The sequence below is a fragment of the Roseibium sp. M-1 genome, assembly GCF_054515675.1.
Genome location: NZ_CM137257.1, coordinates 6,075,547 through 6,092,287, shown reverse-complemented (window position 1 = coordinate 6,092,287; position 16,741 = coordinate 6,075,547). Strand labels below are relative to the sequence as shown.

Sequence of the window (16,741 nt, the reverse complement as noted above, 5' to 3'; positions counted from 1 at the left end):
TAGATCAGAATATCCCATCAGAAATTGATGTTATTCTGACAAAGGAACATCCTGCAGCTCCCTCATCTGCAAGTATCAACACCATCCAGGCGTTGCACTCAGCATGACCGCAGGTACACTTACCACTTTGCACCTCGGCGGCAACTATATTCAAAACATATCGCTATAGTTGCACACAATTCTCGAAACCCGTCACCAATCAGCAACACCCGCAAAAAGAGTTTTTTGTTTTCGGAACGCGTAATTCTGGTAGAAAGTGACAAACTACTCCCAGATTTCCAGCATTCTGACCAAATCTGACATTTGCAGCAAATGCATACTTTTAATTGTGACACTAAAAAAAATAAACCATTAGACGAAAATATAGCCGAAAAAAATACGCAAAAGTGTGCAAATATTGGAAATAAGTATTCTAGTCTTTTTCTATATTGCTATAAATAAAATCAAAATTCTGAATGAATTTGATTGATTTTAGTCTTCTAGATAATATTTCAGATATTTATATTATTTACTGAAAATTTTTTATTTGAAAAATTGTCTGACATATAATTTTGTATCGAAAATGACTCTTATAGATTGTCACACCTATGGATTCTATTTTTGATCGTAATCATGCTCAGACCAGGTTGGTTCCGGCAGTTCGGTGATCAGAAATGCATCCCGGGTACGCTGGAGGAAAAGGGGGAGGCATGTCAGAGCCGTTTCTTGCCGAAATTCGCATTGTCGGGTTTAACTTCGCACCGCGGGGATGGGCCTTCACCGACGGACAAATCCTGCCGATCAACCAGAACCAGTCGCTCTATTCGCTCCTGGGCACTACCTATGGCGGGGACGGACGCACATCATTCGCCCTGCCGGATCTCCGAAGCCGGACTCCGATCCACGAGGGTGACGGGTATCAGCTGGGGCAAAAGGGCGGCGCCGAAACAGTCACTCTGACGGCTGCGCAGATTGCCGCACATACCCATGCCGTCAAGGGTTCATTCACGGCCGGAAACAACAGGTCGCCACAAGAACACCTGCTGGGAGCCGCACCTGCTAGTGACCTGGCCTACCGGATGCCCGAAGCCGGAAACATGACGGCTCTGCGCAGCGGTACGATCACCAATGCTGGCGGCGGGCAGGCACATAACAACATGCAGCCATACACCACCTTGAACTTCTGCATTGCCTTGCAGGGCTTGTTCCCCTCACGCAATTGATCCTCCGGAGGACAAAGGATGTCAGAACCATTTGTTGGCGAAATCCGCATGTTCGCCGGAAATTTCGCACCGCGCGGCTGGGCCTTTTGCGATGGCCAGCTACTGGCCGTTTCCCAGAACGACGCCCTGTTTTCCCTGTTCGGGACGATCTATGGCGGTGACGGCCGCACCACGTTTGGGCTGCCGGACATGCGTGGCCGCATTCCGCTGCATGCCGGCACCGGTCCCGGTCTCAGTCCCCGCCGCCTTGGTTCCAAGGGCGGGGCGGAAAAGGAAACGCTGACAACCAACCAGCTTGCCAGCCACAGTCACGATTTCAACGCCAACACCCAACCTGCAACGGGTGCCACCGTCGAAGGTCAGGTCATGGCCCAGGGCGTCGGCATTTCCGCGTACGTACTTCAGGATCAGAACACCAGCATGGCGTTTTCGATGATTGCGAATACCGGAGGCAGCCAGCCGCACACCAACCTGATGCCGACGCTTTGTGTGAACTTCATTGTCGCACTGTTCGGTATTTACCCGAGCCGGCACTAGGAGGCGTTCATGTCTGAACCATTCATTGCAGAGATCCGCATCTTCGCCGGCAACTTTGCCCCTCGCAGCTGGGCGTTTTGTGACGGCCAGTTGCTGCCGATTTCACAGAACACCGCACTCTTCTCGCTCATCGGAACGACCTATGGCGGAGACGGCCGCACCACAACCGCGCTGCCCGACCTGCAAGGACGTGCGCCGATGCATCCCGGCCGGGGCCCTGGCCTCACATCCCGCCGGCTCGGTGAAAAGGTCGGCGTGGAGACCGTCACCCTGACGGAGGCGCAGATCCCGTCCCATACCCATACCGCGAGAGCAGACACCAGCAGCGGCAACACCACCACACCCAGTAACACTGCGTCGATCGCGGCTACCGGTTTCGATAACCTTTATCAGACCGATACGACGCAAAACCTGAGAGACATGGCTTCGCAGACCCTGTCCACTACTGGAGGCGGTCAGGCGCACGACAATGTCCAGCCGTACCTGGCACTGAATTTCATCATAGCGCTTCAGGGTCTCTACCCTTCTCGCAGCTAACAATTACAGGATGGCACCGGCGCAGCCCCGATGCGTCGCGTCTCCCAGATCAGCCAAAGGAAACGCACCATGTCAGTCGAAGAAGCTGCTCCTGAGGAATTCGAAGGAATTGTAGCGGCCGCGCCGAGCTACTTCCGCATCTTTTTTGCCGCTGTCTCGCAAGCGGGAGACCTTGAATACAAGGACCAGACCTCCGAGAACGGGACTTTCAGCGCCTCTTTCACCCGGCTTTCACAGGCAAACTTTTCAGCCGGCCGACTGAACACCTCTGTAACGCAGGAAGGTTTTGTTTCCCTGCTGGCACAGGACAGCCAATCGAAGCATCTGATCTATATCCGCGAAAGCCGTCACGAAGATGCGCCAGACCGGTTCGCGGACCCGCTGGATCTCGGCCTGCCGGACGGCGTCCCCGATGTCATCGACACGGTGCTGACGAACGGCATTACCGGCCGGCAGAATGTCTTTCTCACCAGTTCGGCCGCCGGCAACACAATCTGGTGGAAATTCCAGAACACCAACACGGTCAAGCTGGAAACCATCACGACGGTCCCGCCCGGCACCGACACGCCGGTCGAGATCACCGTTCCCGTTGAAGTTCCGCCGAGCCAGCCCTGGGCGGACTGGCAGCAGATCGACGGCAGCCTCTGCAGCCTGACGTCAACGCAGAATGCGGATGGCCGGATCATACTGGCCGGTATCAACAGTTCCGGCGCGCCTTATCTCAACATGCAGTCCAGTGACCGTCCGCTCCTGCCGGAAGGCTGGCTGGGCTGGCAGGACATCAGCGGCACGCTCTCCGGCTTCGAGGAGCTGCTTTGCGGTCTCGACGGCAATGCTCTCGTCCACATCTTTGCCCGCATCGGCAGCAAGGTCTACATGAAGGTGCAGACGGAAGTCGGCGGCGAAACCTATACCGACTGGGTCCTCTTCGCCTCATTCGGCGCTCCGGTGGCGTCCATGGCGATCGGCGTGTCGGCCAATGACGGGCTCTATTTCGTCGCCCAGGTCGGTTCGGGCAGCGACAGCCCGGTCTATGCCAGCCATCAGACCGGCGGATCGGACCAGAACTGGTCGGCGCCTCAGATCATCGCACATGTGGATGCGGACAGTTCACTTGCCCTGCAACCGAATGCCGATACGCTTCTCAGCCTGTTTGCCCTGGAAACCTCCAGCGGCAACGCCGCCTATCTGAAGCAGGCTTCGATGAACCACTGGGCAGCGACCTGGACACCGCTTGGCAGCTCTCTCTCGGCGATCGACCTGACCCAGGACATCACACCCAACACGGCCACCTGACGGGATCGACCGGAATGGATCTGGCCGCGCTGGACCTGCCCCCGCCACCAGGGGCCAACACCTTGCCGCTGCGCGCACGCGCGGCGGCGCATGCCATTGCCTACCGCGAACTTCGCCGGGACGACTTCCCGTTCCTGCTCGCGCTCTACCGCTCGACCCGGGAAGAGGAACTGGCCCGCACACCCTGGGGCGAAGCCGAAAAACACGCCTTCATCTCCATGCAGTTCGAGGCCCAGCACACACATTACCGGACCCATTATCCGGATGCCCTGTGGCTGATCATCGAAGCGCATGACACGCCCGTCGGCCGGCTCTACCTGGAACGCTGGAACAGGGAGCACCGCATCATCGACATTGCCTTGATGCCACAAGCCCGCGGACAAGGCATCGGCGGAGCTATCCTGGCAGACCTGATCAACGAGGCAGGCGATGCCGGCAAGTCGCTCGGCATTCACGTTGAAAAAGCCAATCCCGCCATGCGGCTCTACAAGCGCCTCGGCTTCCAGACGCGCGAAGACAAGGGTGTCTACGACCTGCTGAGTCACCCCTGTACGACAAAGGCCTAGAGCATCTTTTGTGCGTTCAGGAGAATGCACGATGCTCTACCACTTTAAGATCGATCAGCTTTTGGACGCTCAACCGATTCCGGTTGTGCGTCCGCTGATCTAGTGGTTCGATTCTGACATTTGCATCCCCCTGCTGCTAGCGCTGGAGCAAATGTCAGAATCATAAGAACCACTAAATAAACATATGATTCTAGTGGAGCTTTTGAATTTGACATTTGAGCATCAGCCTAGCCGCGAGCGGGACTCAAATGTCAAATTCGCTCCACTAGGTCTCAGGTGAAAACGGCCTCGTACTGGATGCCGGCGTCCTTCTCCGCCACCGGCACCAGAAAGACCTCCTGCTCGCCGAGATCTTCCTGGTAAAGCCTATAGATCGACTGCTCCAGAAACGGCTCGCTCGGCCCCTGCCAAAGCACGGAAAAAGCTCCACCTTCGCGTTCGCCTGACCCAAGCCGCTTCACTTCGACAACGGACAACTGCAACTCCGCCGCGACCGACCGGACCTCGAACGACGTTTCCACCAACTTCTCGAAATCCTGCGCAGTCAGCATCTGCATGTCGGTCATGAAAATCTCCCGTTTGCCGGCCGGACCCAGATCAATGCAAAAAGTTGTAGTTCAGTTGACCGTCAACCGCAAAGGGCTTTTGCATTGATAAACAAGCGCAAAGTCCGGCGCTGGAAATGCCGGACGCCGGAATGCGGTACATTGGCGTCGAGCGACGCGCCGGAACGCGCCGTCTCCAATCAACAATTCCGAGAAAGCGCTAGTCCAGCCCTCGCCTTGCCCGTTCAACCTTTCCAGCCATCATTTTCAGAACAGCCCTGTTGCGGCTGGTTACGGTGGTCCGCTTCCAGCCGTATTTCTCACAAACCCGGCTGAACTTTCCTCCCCCCGCCTTGCACATGACCTCGAATTGCAGCGCGCGTCGGGCGTCCGTATCGTCGATGAGCGAAAACCAGGTAATCGCCTCTTCCGCCCGGCTGACTGCCTGAGGCGGAAAACAGCGCCGGCGTTTTCCGATCTTGCGGCGATATTCCGGCCAACTGGCCAGAACCGTGCTGGGGCCATCCCCTTTGCCTGTTGCAGCGATCACCTCGACGGCCTCGATCAACCGGGCCATGACGGCGTTGTGAGTGTTCTGAATTTCCGACGCCATTGGGGCTCCTGATTTCGTGTTGCAAGATACGGTTTGCCCTTCGGCAATGCCCGGCCGGGTGCCGGGCAACGCTCCTGAGGCTCTGTCGGCCTGATAACCTTTGCCCAGGGTCAAGCTGCCTCCACCAGCCGCACCTCCTCCAGCCGCCTGTCCAGTTCGTAGGACAGCAGCACCGCCATGGTCAGAGTCGGTGCTGCCGGATTGATGTGTTTGGCTCGTGCAAGCAATTCTCCGAGATCGATGCTGTCGAAATGATCGAGAAACCCCTGTCGCTCGACCCAGTCCGCTTTGTTCAGCACCAGCCAGGAGACGGCGGTTAAACACGGCGCCGACCAGTTGCCCCTGTTCCCAGCAGTGTTGATCAGCCCGAAAACCAGCCGCAAATGCGCCTCCCCGTGTTTCTTCAAGAGGGTCTGGCAGGTGCGCCGGGCCTTGGACTGGTGCCGGCCTTCGGTGCGCCTTGTATGAGCGATGAAGTGCACACCGAACTCACCGGCAATCCTGTCCACAAGTCCGCCCGACGCCATCAGCCCTGCTCCTTTTTGACCGCCTTTTGCCGCTGCAGGGAGGAAAACGCCTCCTCCGCACGCTCTCGGGCGGATTTCGGCATATGTTCATGTTTTGTTCTAATTCCTTCTCGCAATCCAACCCGGCGCGAAACCAGAGCAGTGGGCTGGGAACGAGCAGCGTCCGTGACGCGGCGCTGTTCCGGCCCCTGCCGCAATTGCCGCAGTTCAAGGGTCAGCAGTCGTGTCCTTGCCTTTTCCAGCGCAAACTCGTCTTCCAGCCGCGACCCCGGCCGCTCGGCCCGGATCCTCAGATGGGCGACCTTTGCGCGGGCTTCCTCGATTTCTTCCCTGAAGTCTTTCAAGACAGCTCCTCCCGGCTGAAGGTCGTTTCTCGAACGCCTTCCTGAGCTTTTGCGATTTTTCGGCCAGCGAGGAACCGGCATGTGTGCTTGGCCATCCGCATGCCGGCATCGTTGCGATTCCGGCATTCTCGTCCCCGGGCGGGGGCTGCGTCGGTTGTCATCGTCACTCCTACACCTTCACAATTGACACATAAAGTTCGTACGCTTTTTGCGTACGTTAGTCAACGTAGACTACATACGAAATTTCTGCTAATACGTATGAAATCGTACATTTGAGGTGAACGGCATCATGGAACCGGGCGAGCAATCTGCAGTCTCGCGCCAGCTTGCGGATCTGAAGGATCGCAGCGGGCTGTCGATCCGTGCGATTGCCCGCGCCATGGGTTATCAGAACGCCTCGTCCATCCAGCGCTATTTCAGCCACGACTATTCGAAACCGGCCCTGCCCGCGGATTTCGTCGCCAAGCTGTTGCCCGTCCTCGTTGGCGCCGGCGAGCAGCCGATCACCCGTGAGGAAGTTCTTGCGCTTGCGCCCGAGTCCATCACCGACCTTGAAGCTGCGAGCGCGCCCTTGCGGGCGGCGGCACCTCTTGAAATCAAGGGACAGGTGGCAGCCGGGCTCTGGATGGAAGCCGGGCTTTTTGAAACGGACACCGTCAGCCAATCGACCATCGCCGGCGATCTGCGCTATCCGGGTGAATACCAATATCTTTTGCAAATCAACGGCGAAAGCCTCAATCGCATTGCCAGAAACGGTGATCTGATCCTCTGCCTCGACTATCTGGACGCCGGGATCGAGATCAAGTCCGGCGACCTGGTTGTTGTCGAACGCTCCCGTGACGGCGGCCACACGATCGAACGGACCGCCAAGCGGATCGTGCGCCGGAACGGCGATATCGAGCTTCGTCCGGAATCGAACGACCCCCGCTTTCAGGACCCCGTCATCTTCACCGAACATGACGAGGAAGCGACGGAGGTTCGCATTATTTCAAAGATCCTGAGTGTCATCCGGCCGATTGACTGAAATCACGCCCCGTCCACCCGTCGCCCGCGCAATGTTCTGGCCTCGAGGCGGAACTATTTGCCTCGGATAGGGGCCCCTTTACACCCGGGTCTCCGTGTCGGCGGCAGCTTGTCCAAATATACGCACCCAGCATTCGAATCCATACGCATCGATTGACGCATACGCATTATGCGTATACCCTATGTGCGTATTATATGGAGGCGTTTATGGCATTGAACCTGGATATGTCGTTCTTTTCGGTAATTTGCGATCTTGGAAGCTGCTTCTACACCCCGGAGACCGATCTGGCGGAGATGAACCTCGCCCGGATCGTCGAGGACCTTCAGGCCGGACAGCTTGAAAAGGTCCTGGCGGTGCTGGAATTCAATCCCGCCGAAGGCTGGTGCAACGACGTGACAAGCGAAGTCCTAGCGGCGGCTTTTCCCGACCAGGAAGTAATTCACGGACACGAGGACTGGTCGGACTACCGCGGCGAGCGTCTCGACGCCCGGCTTGCGGGTGTCGAGGCCAGGGTAGCGGCCTGAACGGTGGACCTTTTGCAGATCAAGCGCTGACGGCCGGTTGCTCCGCATTTTTGAGCCTTACGGCCGCATCCTGTGCGCCCGGGGCGTCTGGCCGAATTCCTGTCTGTAAGCACGGGTCATGGCACTCGCATTCTGGTACCCGCAGCGCTCGGCGATTTCCGCGATTCCAAGAGTCGTCAGCTCCACCAGCCGCCGCGCTTCCCTGAGCCGGATGGCCTTGTAAACGGCGAGCGGCGTCATCCCCATCTCGGTACGAAACTTCTTTTCCAGCGATCGCTGGTCCACTTTCAGCCGGTCGGCAAGATCGCTGATCGCCATCGGCGTCTCGATCGTCCGCCGCATCAGCGCCGTCGCACTGCGCACCAGGGCGTCGGCCGAGAGCCGTTGATAGGGGTCATGCATGTCCAGCTTGTCGCCATGCATGAAAAGCGCCGCCACCTCCAGCGCAAACATCGGACTGTGGTGCCGCTTGATCAGCTCCAGCGCCAGTTCGAAGGTCGTCGACGCCCCGCCGCAGGTGCAGATGGATCCGTCGAGGACGAACCTGTCTTCCAGCGCATGGACGTCCGGGAACCTCTCGGCAAACCCGGTGAATTCGTCCCAGTGAATGGTGGCCCTGCGGCCATCCAGAAGGCCTGCTGCAGCCAGCAGCCACGCGCCCGTATCCATACCCACGAGCGTTTGGAACCGCTGCCGCGCTGCCCGCAAAACCCTCAGCATCCTTGCGCTGGCATAGTCCTGGAAACCGTAGCTCGGCATGACAAAAAGATAGTCTCCCCGCGGACCTGCTTCGGCCCAGGAGGAAGTCGCAACCGGCAGGCCGCTGGAGGAGGCTATCGTGCCGCCGTCGAGGCTCACATGCTGCCAGGAATAGAGCCGCTGCCGGGAGATAGTGTTGGCCGCACGGAAGGGCTCGATGGCATTGGCAAGGCAGTGGTTGGAGAAGTTCTCAAAGAGGAGAACGCAGATATTCCGGACCTGTGACGATTTCTGCAAAACCTGCATCATTTGAAGCCAAAACTGCATAGTGGCGCTACGCCACTTGTCTCACTCTCGAAGCGCTGAGGCAAGAGGAGGTCCTGATGCATTTTGGTCTGAGCGAAGAACAGGAGATGATCGTCTCCACCGTCCGCTCCTTCGTCGAAAACGAGATCTATCCGCATGAGGACATGGTCGAGAAGTCCGGCCAGGTGCCGAAGGAACTCGGCGAGGAGATCAAGCAGAAATGCATCGATCTCGGCTTCTATGCCTGCAACTTCCCGGAAGAAGTCGGCGGCGCCGGTCTCAGCCATCTGGACTTCACCCTGGTCGAGCGTGAACTCGGCCGCGGCTCCATGGCCCTCAACCACTTCTTCGGCCGGCCGCAGAACATCCTGATGGCCTGTGAGGGCGAGCAGAAGGAGCGCTACCTGCTGCCGGCGGTACGCGGCGAGAAGATGGATGCCCTTGCCATGACCGAACCGGATGCCGGGTCGGATGTCCGAGGCATGAAATGCCAGGCCGTGCGAGACGGCGGCGACTGGGTGATCAGCGGCTCCAAGCACTTTATCTCCGGTGCCGAACACGCGGATTTCTTCATCGTCTTCGTCGCGACAGGCGTCGATGAGACTCCGAAGGGCCCGAAGAAGCGCATCACCTGTTTCCTGGTCGACAGGGGCACGCCCGGCTTCGAGGTGCGCGACGGCTACAGGTCCGTCAGCCATCGCGGCTACAAGAACTACATTCTCTATTTCGACAAGTGCCGCCTGCCGGATTCACAAGTTCTGGGTAAGGTCGATGGCGGCTTCGACGTCATGAACGAGTGGCTTTATGCAACCCGGCTGACGGTCGCGACGATGAGCGTCGGCCGCGCCCGCCGCTGCTTCGACTATGCGGTCAACTATGCCGCCGAGCGCAAGCAGTTCGGCCAGCAGATCGCCAAGTTCCAGGGCATCGGCTTCCAGGTTGCCGACATGATCACGGAGATCGACGCGGCCGACTGGCTGACGCTCGCCGGCGCCTGGCGTCTCGACCAGGGCCTGCCTGCCAACCGCGAGATCGCCAGCGCCAAGGTCTATGCGACCGAAATGCTGGCACGGGTCACCGACACGACGCTGCAGATCTTCGGCGGCATGGGGCTGATGGACGACTTCCCGATCGAACGCTTCTGGCGCGATGCCCGTGTCGAGCGGATCTGGGACGGCACCAGCGAGATCCAGCGCCACATCATCAGCCGCGACATCTTCCGCCCGCTCGGAGCCTGATGAATGCGCTCACTTGAACGTCTTCTGAGACCCTCGACGATTGCCGTCATCGGCGGCGGCACCTGGTGCGAAAGCGTGCTGCGCGAATGCCGCAAGGCCGGATTCAACGGCGAGCTCTGGCCGGTGCATCCCTCCCGCACGGAAGTCGGTGGCAGCAGGGTTTACACCACAGTCGATGAATTGCCGGAAGCGCCTGACGCCGTCTTCATCGGCGTCAACCGCAATGCCACCATCGAGGTCGTCGGCGCCCTCTCCCGGCGCGGAGCGGGCGGCGCCATCTGCTTTGCCTCCGGCTTCAGCGAAGCCCTGCGAGAGCTTGCCGACGGCGCTGATCTTCAGGCGGCACTTGTTGAGGCTGCCGGAGACATGCCGGTCCTCGGCCCCAACTGCTACGGCTTTCTCAATGCGCTTGACGGCGCCGCGCTTTGGCCCGATCAGCACGGCCTGACGCCCGTCGATCGTGGCGTCGCGATCATTGCCCAGTCGTCGAATATCGCGCTCAATCTCACCATGCAGACGCGCGGCCTGCCGATCGCCTATCTGATGACCGCCGGCAACCAGGCCCAGACAGGCCTCTCCGCCATCGGCAATGCCCTTCTGGACGACGACCGTGTCACGGCCGTTGGCCTCTATATCGAGGGGCTCGACGATCTTGCCGCCTTTGAGGCCTTCGCCCGCCGGGCTCACCGGCTCGGCAAACCCATCGTCGCCCTGAAGATCGGCCGCTCGGAATCCTCCCGCGCCGCCACCGTCTCGCACACGGCATCCCTTGCCGGCAGCACCGCCGGCTCCGATGCCCTGTTCAAGCGGCTCGGCATTGCCCGCGTCGAAAGCCTGCCTGCGCTTCTGGAAACCCTGAAGCTCGTTCATGTCGCCGGACCTCTGCCGAGCGCCGACATCGTCTCCATGTCCTGTTCGGGCGGCGAAGCCAGCCTGATCGCGGATACGGCCGTTGGCCGGAACGTCACCTTCCCGCCGCTGACCCCGAAACAACGCAATGCCCTTGCCGAGGTACTTGGACCCAAGGTCGCCCTCGCCAATCCGCTCGACTACCACACCTACATCTGGGGCGATGAAGCAGCCATGAGCGGCTGTTACGCCGCCATGATGCTGGGCGACGTCTCGCTGGGCATCGTCATCCTCGACATCCCCCGCCTCGACCGCTGCGACGCGACGGCCTGGCTGATGGTGGTGGATGCGGTTGAAGCCGCCGGTCGCGCCTCCCGCAAGCCAATGGCAATCCTGAGTTCGCTGCCGGAAACCATGCCGGAGCAATTCGCCGCTGACCTGATCGCCCGTGGCATCGTCCCCCTTTGCGGTCTCGAAGAAGCCATGAGTGCCATCGAAGCTGCCGCCGAACTTGGGAAACAGCTTTCCCCAGCGCAGGTGAAGATCCCCGGTCCCATCGCCAATCCGCGCCTCTTGGAAGAAAAGGACGCCAAGATCCTTTTGAAAGGCCATGGCCTGCGCATTCCGGAAAGCCGCCCGGCTGAGCGCGCGGAAGCAGCCGCCAATGCAGCCGAAGAGATCGGCTTCCCGGTCGTTCTGAAGGGCACCGGCATCGCCCACAAGACAGAGGCCGGTGCCGTGGCGCTGAGCCTCCAGACCGCCTGTGAAGTTCATGCAGCCGCAAGCAAGATGCCGGTATCGTCCTTCCTGGTGGAGGAAATGGTAACCGGCACGCTCGCCGAGTTGCTTATCGGCATTGTCCGTGACCCGGCCCATGGTTACGTTCTGACCCTTGCTGCCGGCGGTATCCTGACCGAGATGCTGGCCGACAGCGCATCGCTGATCGTCCCTGCCAGCGAAGACGAGATCAGAGAGGCGCTCGACAGCCTGAAGATCAGCCGCGTCCTGCATGGCTATCGCGGCAAGCCGGCCTGCGATCTGGATGCGATTGTTGCCGCGGCTCTCGCGGTGCAGGACTTTGTTGTCTCGGCCCCGGTCGAGGAAGTTGAAATCAATCCGCTCCTCTGCGGCGCGGACTTTGCCATCGCCGCCGATGCGCTGGTAAGACTGGGAGGAGACTGATGGACAACCCCATTAAGACAGAACGGCGCGGCCACGTGCTCGCCGTCACCCTGGACCGGCCCAAGGCCAATGCGATCGATCTTGCCACAAGCCGGATCATGGGCGACGTCTTCACTGAATTCCGCGACGATCCGGAACTGCGCGTCGCCATCATCACGGGAGCGGGCGAGAAATTCTTCTGCCCCGGCTGGGATCTCAAAGCCGCCGCGGACGGCGATGCGGTCGATGGCGATTATGGCGTTGGCGGCTTCGGCGGCCTGCAGGAACTGCGCGGCCTCAACAAGCCGGTCATCGCCGCGATAAACGGCATCTGCTGCGGCGGCGGCCTGGAGCTGGCGATATCCGCCGACATCATCCTCGCCGCCAGCCACGCAACCTTTGCCCTGCCGGAAATCCGCTCCGGCACCGTGGCGGATGCGGCCAGCGTCAAGCTGCCGAAACGCATTCCCTATCATATCGCCATGGAGATGCTGCTGACCGGCCGCTGGCTCGAGGCAGAGGAAGCCGCTCGGTGGGGCCTCATCAATCACATCTATCCGGCAGACGAGCTGATGGCGGAAGCTTGGAAGCTGGCCGAACTGCTCGCCTCCGGTCCGCCGCTTGTCTATGCGGCGCTGAAGGAAATCGTGCGCGAGGCGGAGGACATGAAGTTCCAGGACGCCATGAACCGCATCACCAAGAGCCAGTTCGAAACCGTCGAAAAGCTTTACCGGTCGGAAGACCAGAAGGAAGGCGCCCGCGCCTTTGCCGAAAAACGCGATCCGGTCTGGAAGGGCCGCTAGATCATCCTGCTTTCGGATGAACGCAGACAAGATGATCTAACACTTTAAAAACAATCAGCTTCCGCTGATCGAGGAGTTTAAGATGCCGTTGCAAATGAACCGGGACGTCTTCATCACTTGCGCCGTGACCGGCTCGGGCGGAACCCAGGACAAGTCCCCCCACGTGCCGCGCAGCCCGAAACAGATTGCCGACAGCGCCATCGACGCTGCCAAAGCGGGCGCCGCCATCGTCCACTGCCATGTGCGCGACCCGGAAAGCGGCGCTCCTTCCCGCCGTCTCGACCTCTACCGCGAAGTCACGGACCTGATCCGTGCCGCCGATGTCGACGTCGTCCTGAACCTCACCGCCGGGATGGGCGGCGACATGATCTTCGGCTCGACGGAATCCCCGCTCCCGCTCAGCGAAAAGGGCACCGACATGGTCGGCGCTAGCGAACGCATGGCCCATGTCCGCGAGTGCCTGCCGGAAATCTGCACCCTCGACTGCGGCACCATGAACTTCGCAGAAGCCGACTATGTCATGACCAACACCCCGGGCATGCTGCGTGCCATGGGGGCGATGATGACCGAACTTGGCGTCAAGCCGGAGATCGAAGCCTTCGACACGGGCCATCTCTGGTTCGCCAAGCAGCTCGTCAAGGAAGGCACTCTCGCCTCACCGGCACTGGTGCAGCTCTGCATGGGCGTGCCCTGGGGCGCCCCAAATGACCTCAACACCTTTATGGCCATGGTCAATGCCATCCCGGACGACTGGGCCTGGTCGGCCTTCAGCCTCGGCCGCGACCAGATGCCCTATGCCGCCGCCGCGATCCTCGCCGGAGGCAACGTCCGCGTCGGCCTCGAAGACAACCTCTTCCTCGAAAAGGGTGTTCTTGCCACCAACGCGCAGCTGGTCGAAAAGGCTGTCGGAGTGGTCGAAGGCATGGGCGCAAGGGTCATCGGACCGCAAGCCGTGCGCGAGAAGCTTGGCCTCACCAAACGCGCTCCCGTGAGCGCCTGACCATGAGCCGCAGGATCCTGGTCACGGCGGGAGCATCGGGGATTGGCCGCGCCATCGCCGAACGCTTCCTTGAAGATGGCGATGAAGTCGCGATCTGCGATGCCGATCCTGCGGCCGTTTCAGGCTTTGCCACTGCCCATCCCGGCACTGTCGCGGAAGTCGCCGATGTCACGTCGGAAGCTCAGATGAACGCCTTTCTCGGCGGTCTGGAAAGCCGTTGGGACAACATCGACGTCGTCTGCTCCAACGCGGGTACCGGCGGTCCGGCAGGCGCAATCGAGACGCTGGACTACGAGGAATGGCAGCGCTGCGTCGCGACCAATCTGCACGGCGCCTTTCTGACCTGCCGCTGGGCCGCCCGCGTGATGAAAGCCCAGGGCCACGGCCTGATCACCCTCACCTCGTCGACGGCTGGCCTCTTCGGCTATCCGTTCCGCGCGCCCTACGCCTCGGCCAAATGGGCCATCGTCGGCCTGACAAAGACGCTGGCGATGGAACTCGGCCCGCACGGCATCCGCGTCAACGCGGTCTGTCCCGGCGCGGTCGAAGGCCCGCGCATGGACAGGGTCGTCGCCATGGAAGCGGCTGCACGCGGTGAAACTGAAGAGGCGATCCGGGAGAGCTACGTCAAAGGCGTGTCGCTCAGGACCTGGGTCACGGCCCAGGACGTCGCCAACAGCATTCATTTCCTGGCGTCCGAAGGCGGCGCCAAAATTTCAGGACAGATCCTGGCCATCGACGGCCATACGGAGACACTTGCACCATGACCCAAAAAGCATGCATCGTCGGCGGCGGCGTGATCGGCGGCGGCTGGGCCGCCCGCTTCCTCCTCAACGGCTGGGACGTTGCCATTTTCGATCCGGACCCGGAAGCGGAGCGCAAGATAGGCGAAGTGATCGCCAACGCGCGCCGCAGCCTGCCCGCGCTCTATGACAAGCGCCTGCCGGAGGAAGGCAGGCTCAGCTTCCATTCCGACCTCGCCGAAGCTGCCGCGGACGCCGACTGGGTGCAGGAAAGCGTGCCCGAACGCCTGGACCTGAAGCACAAGGTTCTCGGCAGCCTCACCGAACTTGCGCCGAAGACTGCCGTCATCGGCTCCTCCACGTCCGGATTCAAGCCCTCGGAACTGACGGCGGCTGGTGCGCGCGCTATCGTCGCCCACCCTTTCAATCCGGTCTATCTGCTGCCGCTGATCGAACTCGTCGGCGACCCCGCCGAGACGGCTCGTGCCGCTGATATCCTGCGCGGCATCGGCATGTTCCCGCTGCATGTGCGCAAGGAAATCGACGCCCATATTGCCGACCGTTTCCTGGAAGCCGTCTGGCGCGAGGCGCTGTGGCTGGTCAAGGACGGCATCGCGACGACGGAAGAGATCGACGAGGCGATCCGCATGGGCTTTGGCCTGCGCTGGGCGCAGATGGGTCTCTTCGAAACTTACCGCATCGCCGGCGGCGAAGCCGGCATGAAGCACTTCATGGCCCAGTTCGGTCCCTGCCTCTCCTGGCCCTGGACCAAGCTGATGGACGTGCCGGAATTCACCGACGAACTGGTTGACCTCATTGCAGGCCAGTCCGACGCCCAGTCCGGCCACCGCTCCATCCGAGAGCTGGAACGCCTGCGCGACGACAACCTCATCGGCATCATGCGGGCCCTGAAGAAAAGCGGCAGCGGTGCGGGCGGCGTCATCAACGCCCATGAAAAGGCACTGGCCTCTCCGGCGGAAGTCGATCTTCCGGTCACCGGCGACCGCCAGATTCCGCAGAGCTGGACCGACTACAACGGCCACATGAACGAGGCCCACTATCTGGAGGCAGGCGCCGCCGCCACCGACCGCTTCATGGAAATGATCGGCGCCGACCTCGACTATGTCGCTTCCGGCAAGAGCTACTTCACCGTCGAGAACCACCTGCGCTATCTGGACGAACTGAAAGCCGGAGAACGCCTGACCGTCACCACCCAGGTGTTGCAGGGCGAAGGCAAGAAGATGCAGCTCTTCCATTTCCTGAAGAACGGCGACGGCAAGCTCGCCGCAACCATGGAAACTCTGCTGCTGCACGTCGACCTCAACACCCGCGCCAGCTGCCCGCCGGAAGCCGCAGTTGCCGCCAGGCTCCAGGCCTATACCGACGCCCACAAGTCCCTGCCTCTGCCTGAGGGTGCCGGCCGGTTCGTCGGTCAGCGAAACGCCTAAGTCGATGACCTGCACGGATTACCCGAAGCCCGTCTGAAAAGGCGGGCTTCGTTCTTTTTTGAAGCCAATATCTCTCCTTCGTCATCCCGGCCAAGCGCAGCGCGAGCCGGGACCGGGGAGGCAGAACCTCTCCGACTTCGTGATTTCCCTACAATTACATGTGCCTCCCCGGTCCCGGATCTCCGCTTCGCTGCGTCCGGGATGACGAACAGATAGGCTGCCGATGTCCTGATCTCATGGCGCTCTCCGATTGGGGTGTTGACCCCATACTGCCCGGCCCGCCGGTCTGGCACCTTTCTCTCATCGAAAGATCGATGCCCCCGCTCCAAAGGAGTTCATTTCAGAGAAAGGAATAGAGACATGAAGTACCTTGCCAAGACCGCAGCCACCGCAGCCTTCCTCGCTGTTGCCGGCCTCGCCTCGCTCGGCGCAATCACGCCGGCCGCTGCAGGTTTCGATATCTGCAAGAAGGTCAACATCACGGTCAAGAACAACACCGGAAAGCCGATCCAGCTGTTCGACCTCGACTACCGCGACCTCGGCTCCAACCGCTGGCGCTCGGAAAACATCGCCAACCGCGTCATAGCCAATGGCGGTACCTACAGCGTCACCCGCAATCTGGAAGGCGTGAACAATGCCAGCACCTACGTCCGGGTCCAGTTCCGCAAGCTGAAATCGAACGGCCGCTGGGATCGCTCCAACTACTGGTACGCCGACTCCGGCACCTCCGTCTGCAGCCGCGGCTCCAGCTACCGGATCGTCTTCCGCTAAGACGACTT

19 protein-coding genes are annotated in these 16,741 nt (G+C 60.6%); 14 read left to right on the top strand and 5 right to left on the bottom strand.

What is annotated here, in order from left to right:
• The first annotated feature begins 689 nt into the window (after window positions 1-689).
• The 5 genes from ACX3M4_RS27415 (at window position 690) to ACX3M4_RS27395 (ending at window position 4,138) form a co-directional block, all read left to right on the top strand.
• Window positions 690-1,202, top strand: coding sequence for a phage tail protein (locus ACX3M4_RS27415; protein ID WP_459356097.1), 513 nt, complete (start codon window positions 690-692; stop codon window positions 1,200-1,202).
• Window positions 1,203-1,220: 18 nt separating this feature from the next.
• Window positions 1,221-1,739: a phage tail protein gene (locus tag ACX3M4_RS27410; RefSeq protein WP_459356096.1), complete on the top strand. Its 519-nt coding sequence runs from the start codon at window positions 1,221-1,223 to the stop codon at window positions 1,737-1,739.
• Window positions 1,740-1,748: 9 nt separating this feature from the next.
• Window positions 1,749-2,276, top strand: coding sequence for a phage tail protein (locus ACX3M4_RS27405; RefSeq protein WP_459356095.1), 528 nt, complete (start codon window positions 1,749-1,751; stop codon window positions 2,274-2,276).
• 69 nt (window positions 2,277-2,345) lie between these two features.
• A complete protein-coding gene (locus ACX3M4_RS27400) occupies window positions 2,346-3,572 on the top strand; it encodes a PLL family lectin (protein ID WP_459356094.1) in 1,227 nt (408 codons plus the stop codon).
• A gap of 14 nt (window positions 3,573-3,586) precedes the next feature.
• The gene (locus tag ACX3M4_RS27395; RefSeq protein WP_459356093.1) at window positions 3,587-4,138 is read left to right on the top strand and encodes a GNAT family N-acetyltransferase; all 552 of its coding nucleotides are present in this window, start codon (window positions 3,587-3,589) and stop codon (window positions 4,136-4,138) included.
• Window positions 4,139-4,410: 272 nt separating this feature from the next.
• On the opposite strand, the gene ACX3M4_RS27390 is transcribed toward ACX3M4_RS27395, so the two are convergent.
• The 4 genes from ACX3M4_RS27390 to ACX3M4_RS27375 all read right to left on the bottom strand — a co-directional run bounded on the left by ACX3M4_RS27390 (window position 4,411) and on the right by ACX3M4_RS27375 (window position 6,167).
• The gene (locus tag ACX3M4_RS27390; protein ID WP_459356092.1) at window positions 4,411-4,704 is read right to left on the bottom strand and encodes a DUF6916 family protein; all 294 of its coding nucleotides are present in this window, start codon (window positions 4,702-4,704) and stop codon (window positions 4,411-4,413) included.
• Between the two features lie 199 nt (window positions 4,705-4,903).
• Entirely contained in the window at window positions 4,904-5,296 is a 393-nt protein-coding gene (locus tag ACX3M4_RS27385) for a DUF6362 family protein (protein ID WP_459356091.1), read from the bottom strand.
• A 110-nt stretch (window positions 5,297-5,406) separates the two neighbouring features.
• Window positions 5,407-5,823: a hypothetical protein gene (locus ACX3M4_RS27380; protein WP_459356090.1), complete on the bottom strand. Its 417-nt coding sequence runs from the start codon at window positions 5,821-5,823 to the stop codon at window positions 5,407-5,409.
• Window positions 5,823-6,167, bottom strand: coding sequence for a hypothetical protein (locus tag ACX3M4_RS27375; protein WP_459356089.1), 345 nt, complete (start codon window positions 6,165-6,167; stop codon window positions 5,823-5,825). The genes ACX3M4_RS27380 and ACX3M4_RS27375 overlap by 1 nt, the downstream gene beginning before the upstream one ends.
• Window positions 6,168-6,456: 289 nt before the next feature.
• On the opposite strand from ACX3M4_RS27375, the gene ACX3M4_RS27370 reads away from it, so the two are divergent.
• Entirely contained in the window at window positions 6,457-7,191 is a 735-nt protein-coding gene (locus ACX3M4_RS27370; RefSeq protein WP_459356088.1) for a LexA family protein, read from the top strand.
• A 206-nt stretch (window positions 7,192-7,397) separates the two neighbouring features.
• The gene (locus ACX3M4_RS27365) at window positions 7,398-7,715 is read left to right on the top strand and encodes a hypothetical protein (RefSeq protein ID WP_459356087.1); all 318 of its coding nucleotides are present in this window, start codon (window positions 7,398-7,400) and stop codon (window positions 7,713-7,715) included.
• Window positions 7,716-7,772: 57 nt separating this feature from the next.
• Here the strand turns inward: ACX3M4_RS27365 and ACX3M4_RS27360 are convergent, their stop codons facing one another.
• Entirely contained in the window at window positions 7,773-8,720 is a 948-nt protein-coding gene (locus tag ACX3M4_RS27360) for a GlxA family transcriptional regulator (protein WP_459359509.1), read from the bottom strand.
• Between the two features lie 77 nt (window positions 8,721-8,797).
• Here ACX3M4_RS27360 and ACX3M4_RS27355 point away from each other — a divergent pair, with 77 nt between their 5' ends.
• The 7 genes from ACX3M4_RS27355 (at window position 8,798) to ACX3M4_RS27325 (ending at window position 16,733) form a co-directional block, all read left to right on the top strand.
• Window positions 8,798-9,958, top strand: a complete 1,161-nt coding sequence (locus tag ACX3M4_RS27355) for an acyl-CoA dehydrogenase family protein (protein ID WP_459356086.1) — start codon at window positions 8,798-8,800, stop codon at window positions 9,956-9,958.
• Window positions 9,959-9,961: 3 nt separating this feature from the next.
• Complete coding sequence (locus tag ACX3M4_RS27350; RefSeq protein ID WP_459356085.1) at window positions 9,962-11,989, top strand: acetate--CoA ligase family protein; 2,028 nt, start codon at window positions 9,962-9,964, stop codon at window positions 11,987-11,989.
• Window positions 11,989-12,771, top strand: coding sequence for a carnitinyl-CoA dehydratase (locus tag ACX3M4_RS27345; RefSeq protein ID WP_459356084.1), 783 nt, complete (start codon window positions 11,989-11,991; stop codon window positions 12,769-12,771). The genes ACX3M4_RS27350 and ACX3M4_RS27345 overlap by 1 nt, the downstream gene beginning before the upstream one ends.
• 82 nt (window positions 12,772-12,853) lie before the next feature.
• Window positions 12,854-13,771 (top strand): beta-keto acid cleavage family enzyme, encoded by a 918-nt coding sequence (locus ACX3M4_RS27340; RefSeq protein ID WP_459356083.1) that lies wholly within the window; start codon window positions 12,854-12,856, stop codon window positions 13,769-13,771.
• 2 nt (window positions 13,772-13,773) lie between these two features.
• On the top strand, window positions 13,774-14,538 hold the full coding sequence (locus tag ACX3M4_RS27335) for an SDR family oxidoreductase (protein WP_459356082.1): 765 nt from the start codon (window positions 13,774-13,776) through the stop codon (window positions 14,536-14,538).
• Entirely contained in the window at window positions 14,535-15,962 is a 1,428-nt protein-coding gene (locus tag ACX3M4_RS27330) for a carnitine 3-dehydrogenase (protein WP_459356081.1), read from the top strand. Before ACX3M4_RS27335 ends, ACX3M4_RS27330 begins: the two co-directional genes overlap by 4 nt.
• A 360-nt stretch (window positions 15,963-16,322) precedes the next feature.
• Complete coding sequence (locus ACX3M4_RS27325) at window positions 16,323-16,733, top strand: hypothetical protein (protein ID WP_459356080.1); 411 nt, start codon at window positions 16,323-16,325, stop codon at window positions 16,731-16,733.
• Window positions 16,734-16,741: the final 8 nt, after the last annotated feature.

What these genes read in the sequence shown, in the direction of transcription:
- ACX3M4_RS27415 (WP_459356097.1), top strand. Translation starts at nt 690, where the DNA reads ATGTCAGAGCCGTTTCTTGCCGAAATTCGCATTGTCGGGTTTAACTTC.
- ACX3M4_RS27410 (WP_459356096.1), top strand. Translation starts at nt 1,221, where the DNA reads ATGTCAGAACCATTTGTTGGCGAAATCCGCATGTTCGCCGGAAATTTC.
- ACX3M4_RS27405 (WP_459356095.1), top strand. Translation starts at nt 1,749, where the DNA reads ATGTCTGAACCATTCATTGCAGAGATCCGCATCTTCGCCGGCAACTTT.
- ACX3M4_RS27400 (WP_459356094.1), top strand. Translation starts at nt 2,346, where the DNA reads ATGTCAGTCGAAGAAGCTGCTCCTGAGGAATTCGAAGGAATTGTAGCG.
- ACX3M4_RS27395 (WP_459356093.1), top strand. Translation starts at nt 3,587, where the DNA reads ATGGATCTGGCCGCGCTGGACCTGCCCCCGCCACCAGGGGCCAACACC.
- ACX3M4_RS27390 (WP_459356092.1), bottom strand. Translation starts at nt 4,704, where the DNA reads ATGACCGACATGCAGATGCTGACTGCGCAGGATTTCGAGAAGTTGGTG.
- ACX3M4_RS27385 (WP_459356091.1), bottom strand. Translation starts at nt 5,296, where the DNA reads ATGGCGTCGGAAATTCAGAACACTCACAACGCCGTCATGGCCCGGTTG.
- ACX3M4_RS27380 (WP_459356090.1), bottom strand. Translation starts at nt 5,823, where the DNA reads ATGGCGTCGGGCGGACTTGTGGACAGGATTGCCGGTGAGTTCGGTGTG.
- ACX3M4_RS27370 (WP_459356088.1), top strand. Translation starts at nt 6,457, where the DNA reads ATGGAACCGGGCGAGCAATCTGCAGTCTCGCGCCAGCTTGCGGATCTG.
- ACX3M4_RS27365 (WP_459356087.1), top strand. Translation starts at nt 7,398, where the DNA reads ATGGCATTGAACCTGGATATGTCGTTCTTTTCGGTAATTTGCGATCTT.
- ACX3M4_RS27360 (WP_459359509.1), bottom strand. Translation starts at nt 8,720, where the DNA reads ATGCAGGTTTTGCAGAAATCGTCACAGGTCCGGAATATCTGCGTTCTC.
- ACX3M4_RS27355 (WP_459356086.1), top strand. Translation starts at nt 8,798, where the DNA reads ATGCATTTTGGTCTGAGCGAAGAACAGGAGATGATCGTCTCCACCGTC.
- ACX3M4_RS27350 (WP_459356085.1), top strand. Translation starts at nt 9,962, where the DNA reads ATGCGCTCACTTGAACGTCTTCTGAGACCCTCGACGATTGCCGTCATC.
- ACX3M4_RS27345 (WP_459356084.1), top strand. Translation starts at nt 11,989, where the DNA reads ATGGACAACCCCATTAAGACAGAACGGCGCGGCCACGTGCTCGCCGTC.
- ACX3M4_RS27340 (WP_459356083.1), top strand. Translation starts at nt 12,854, where the DNA reads ATGCCGTTGCAAATGAACCGGGACGTCTTCATCACTTGCGCCGTGACC.
- ACX3M4_RS27335 (WP_459356082.1), top strand. Translation starts at nt 13,774, where the DNA reads ATGAGCCGCAGGATCCTGGTCACGGCGGGAGCATCGGGGATTGGCCGC.
- ACX3M4_RS27330 (WP_459356081.1), top strand. Translation starts at nt 14,535, where the DNA reads ATGACCCAAAAAGCATGCATCGTCGGCGGCGGCGTGATCGGCGGCGGC.
- ACX3M4_RS27325 (WP_459356080.1), top strand. Translation starts at nt 16,323, where the DNA reads ATGAAGTACCTTGCCAAGACCGCAGCCACCGCAGCCTTCCTCGCTGTT.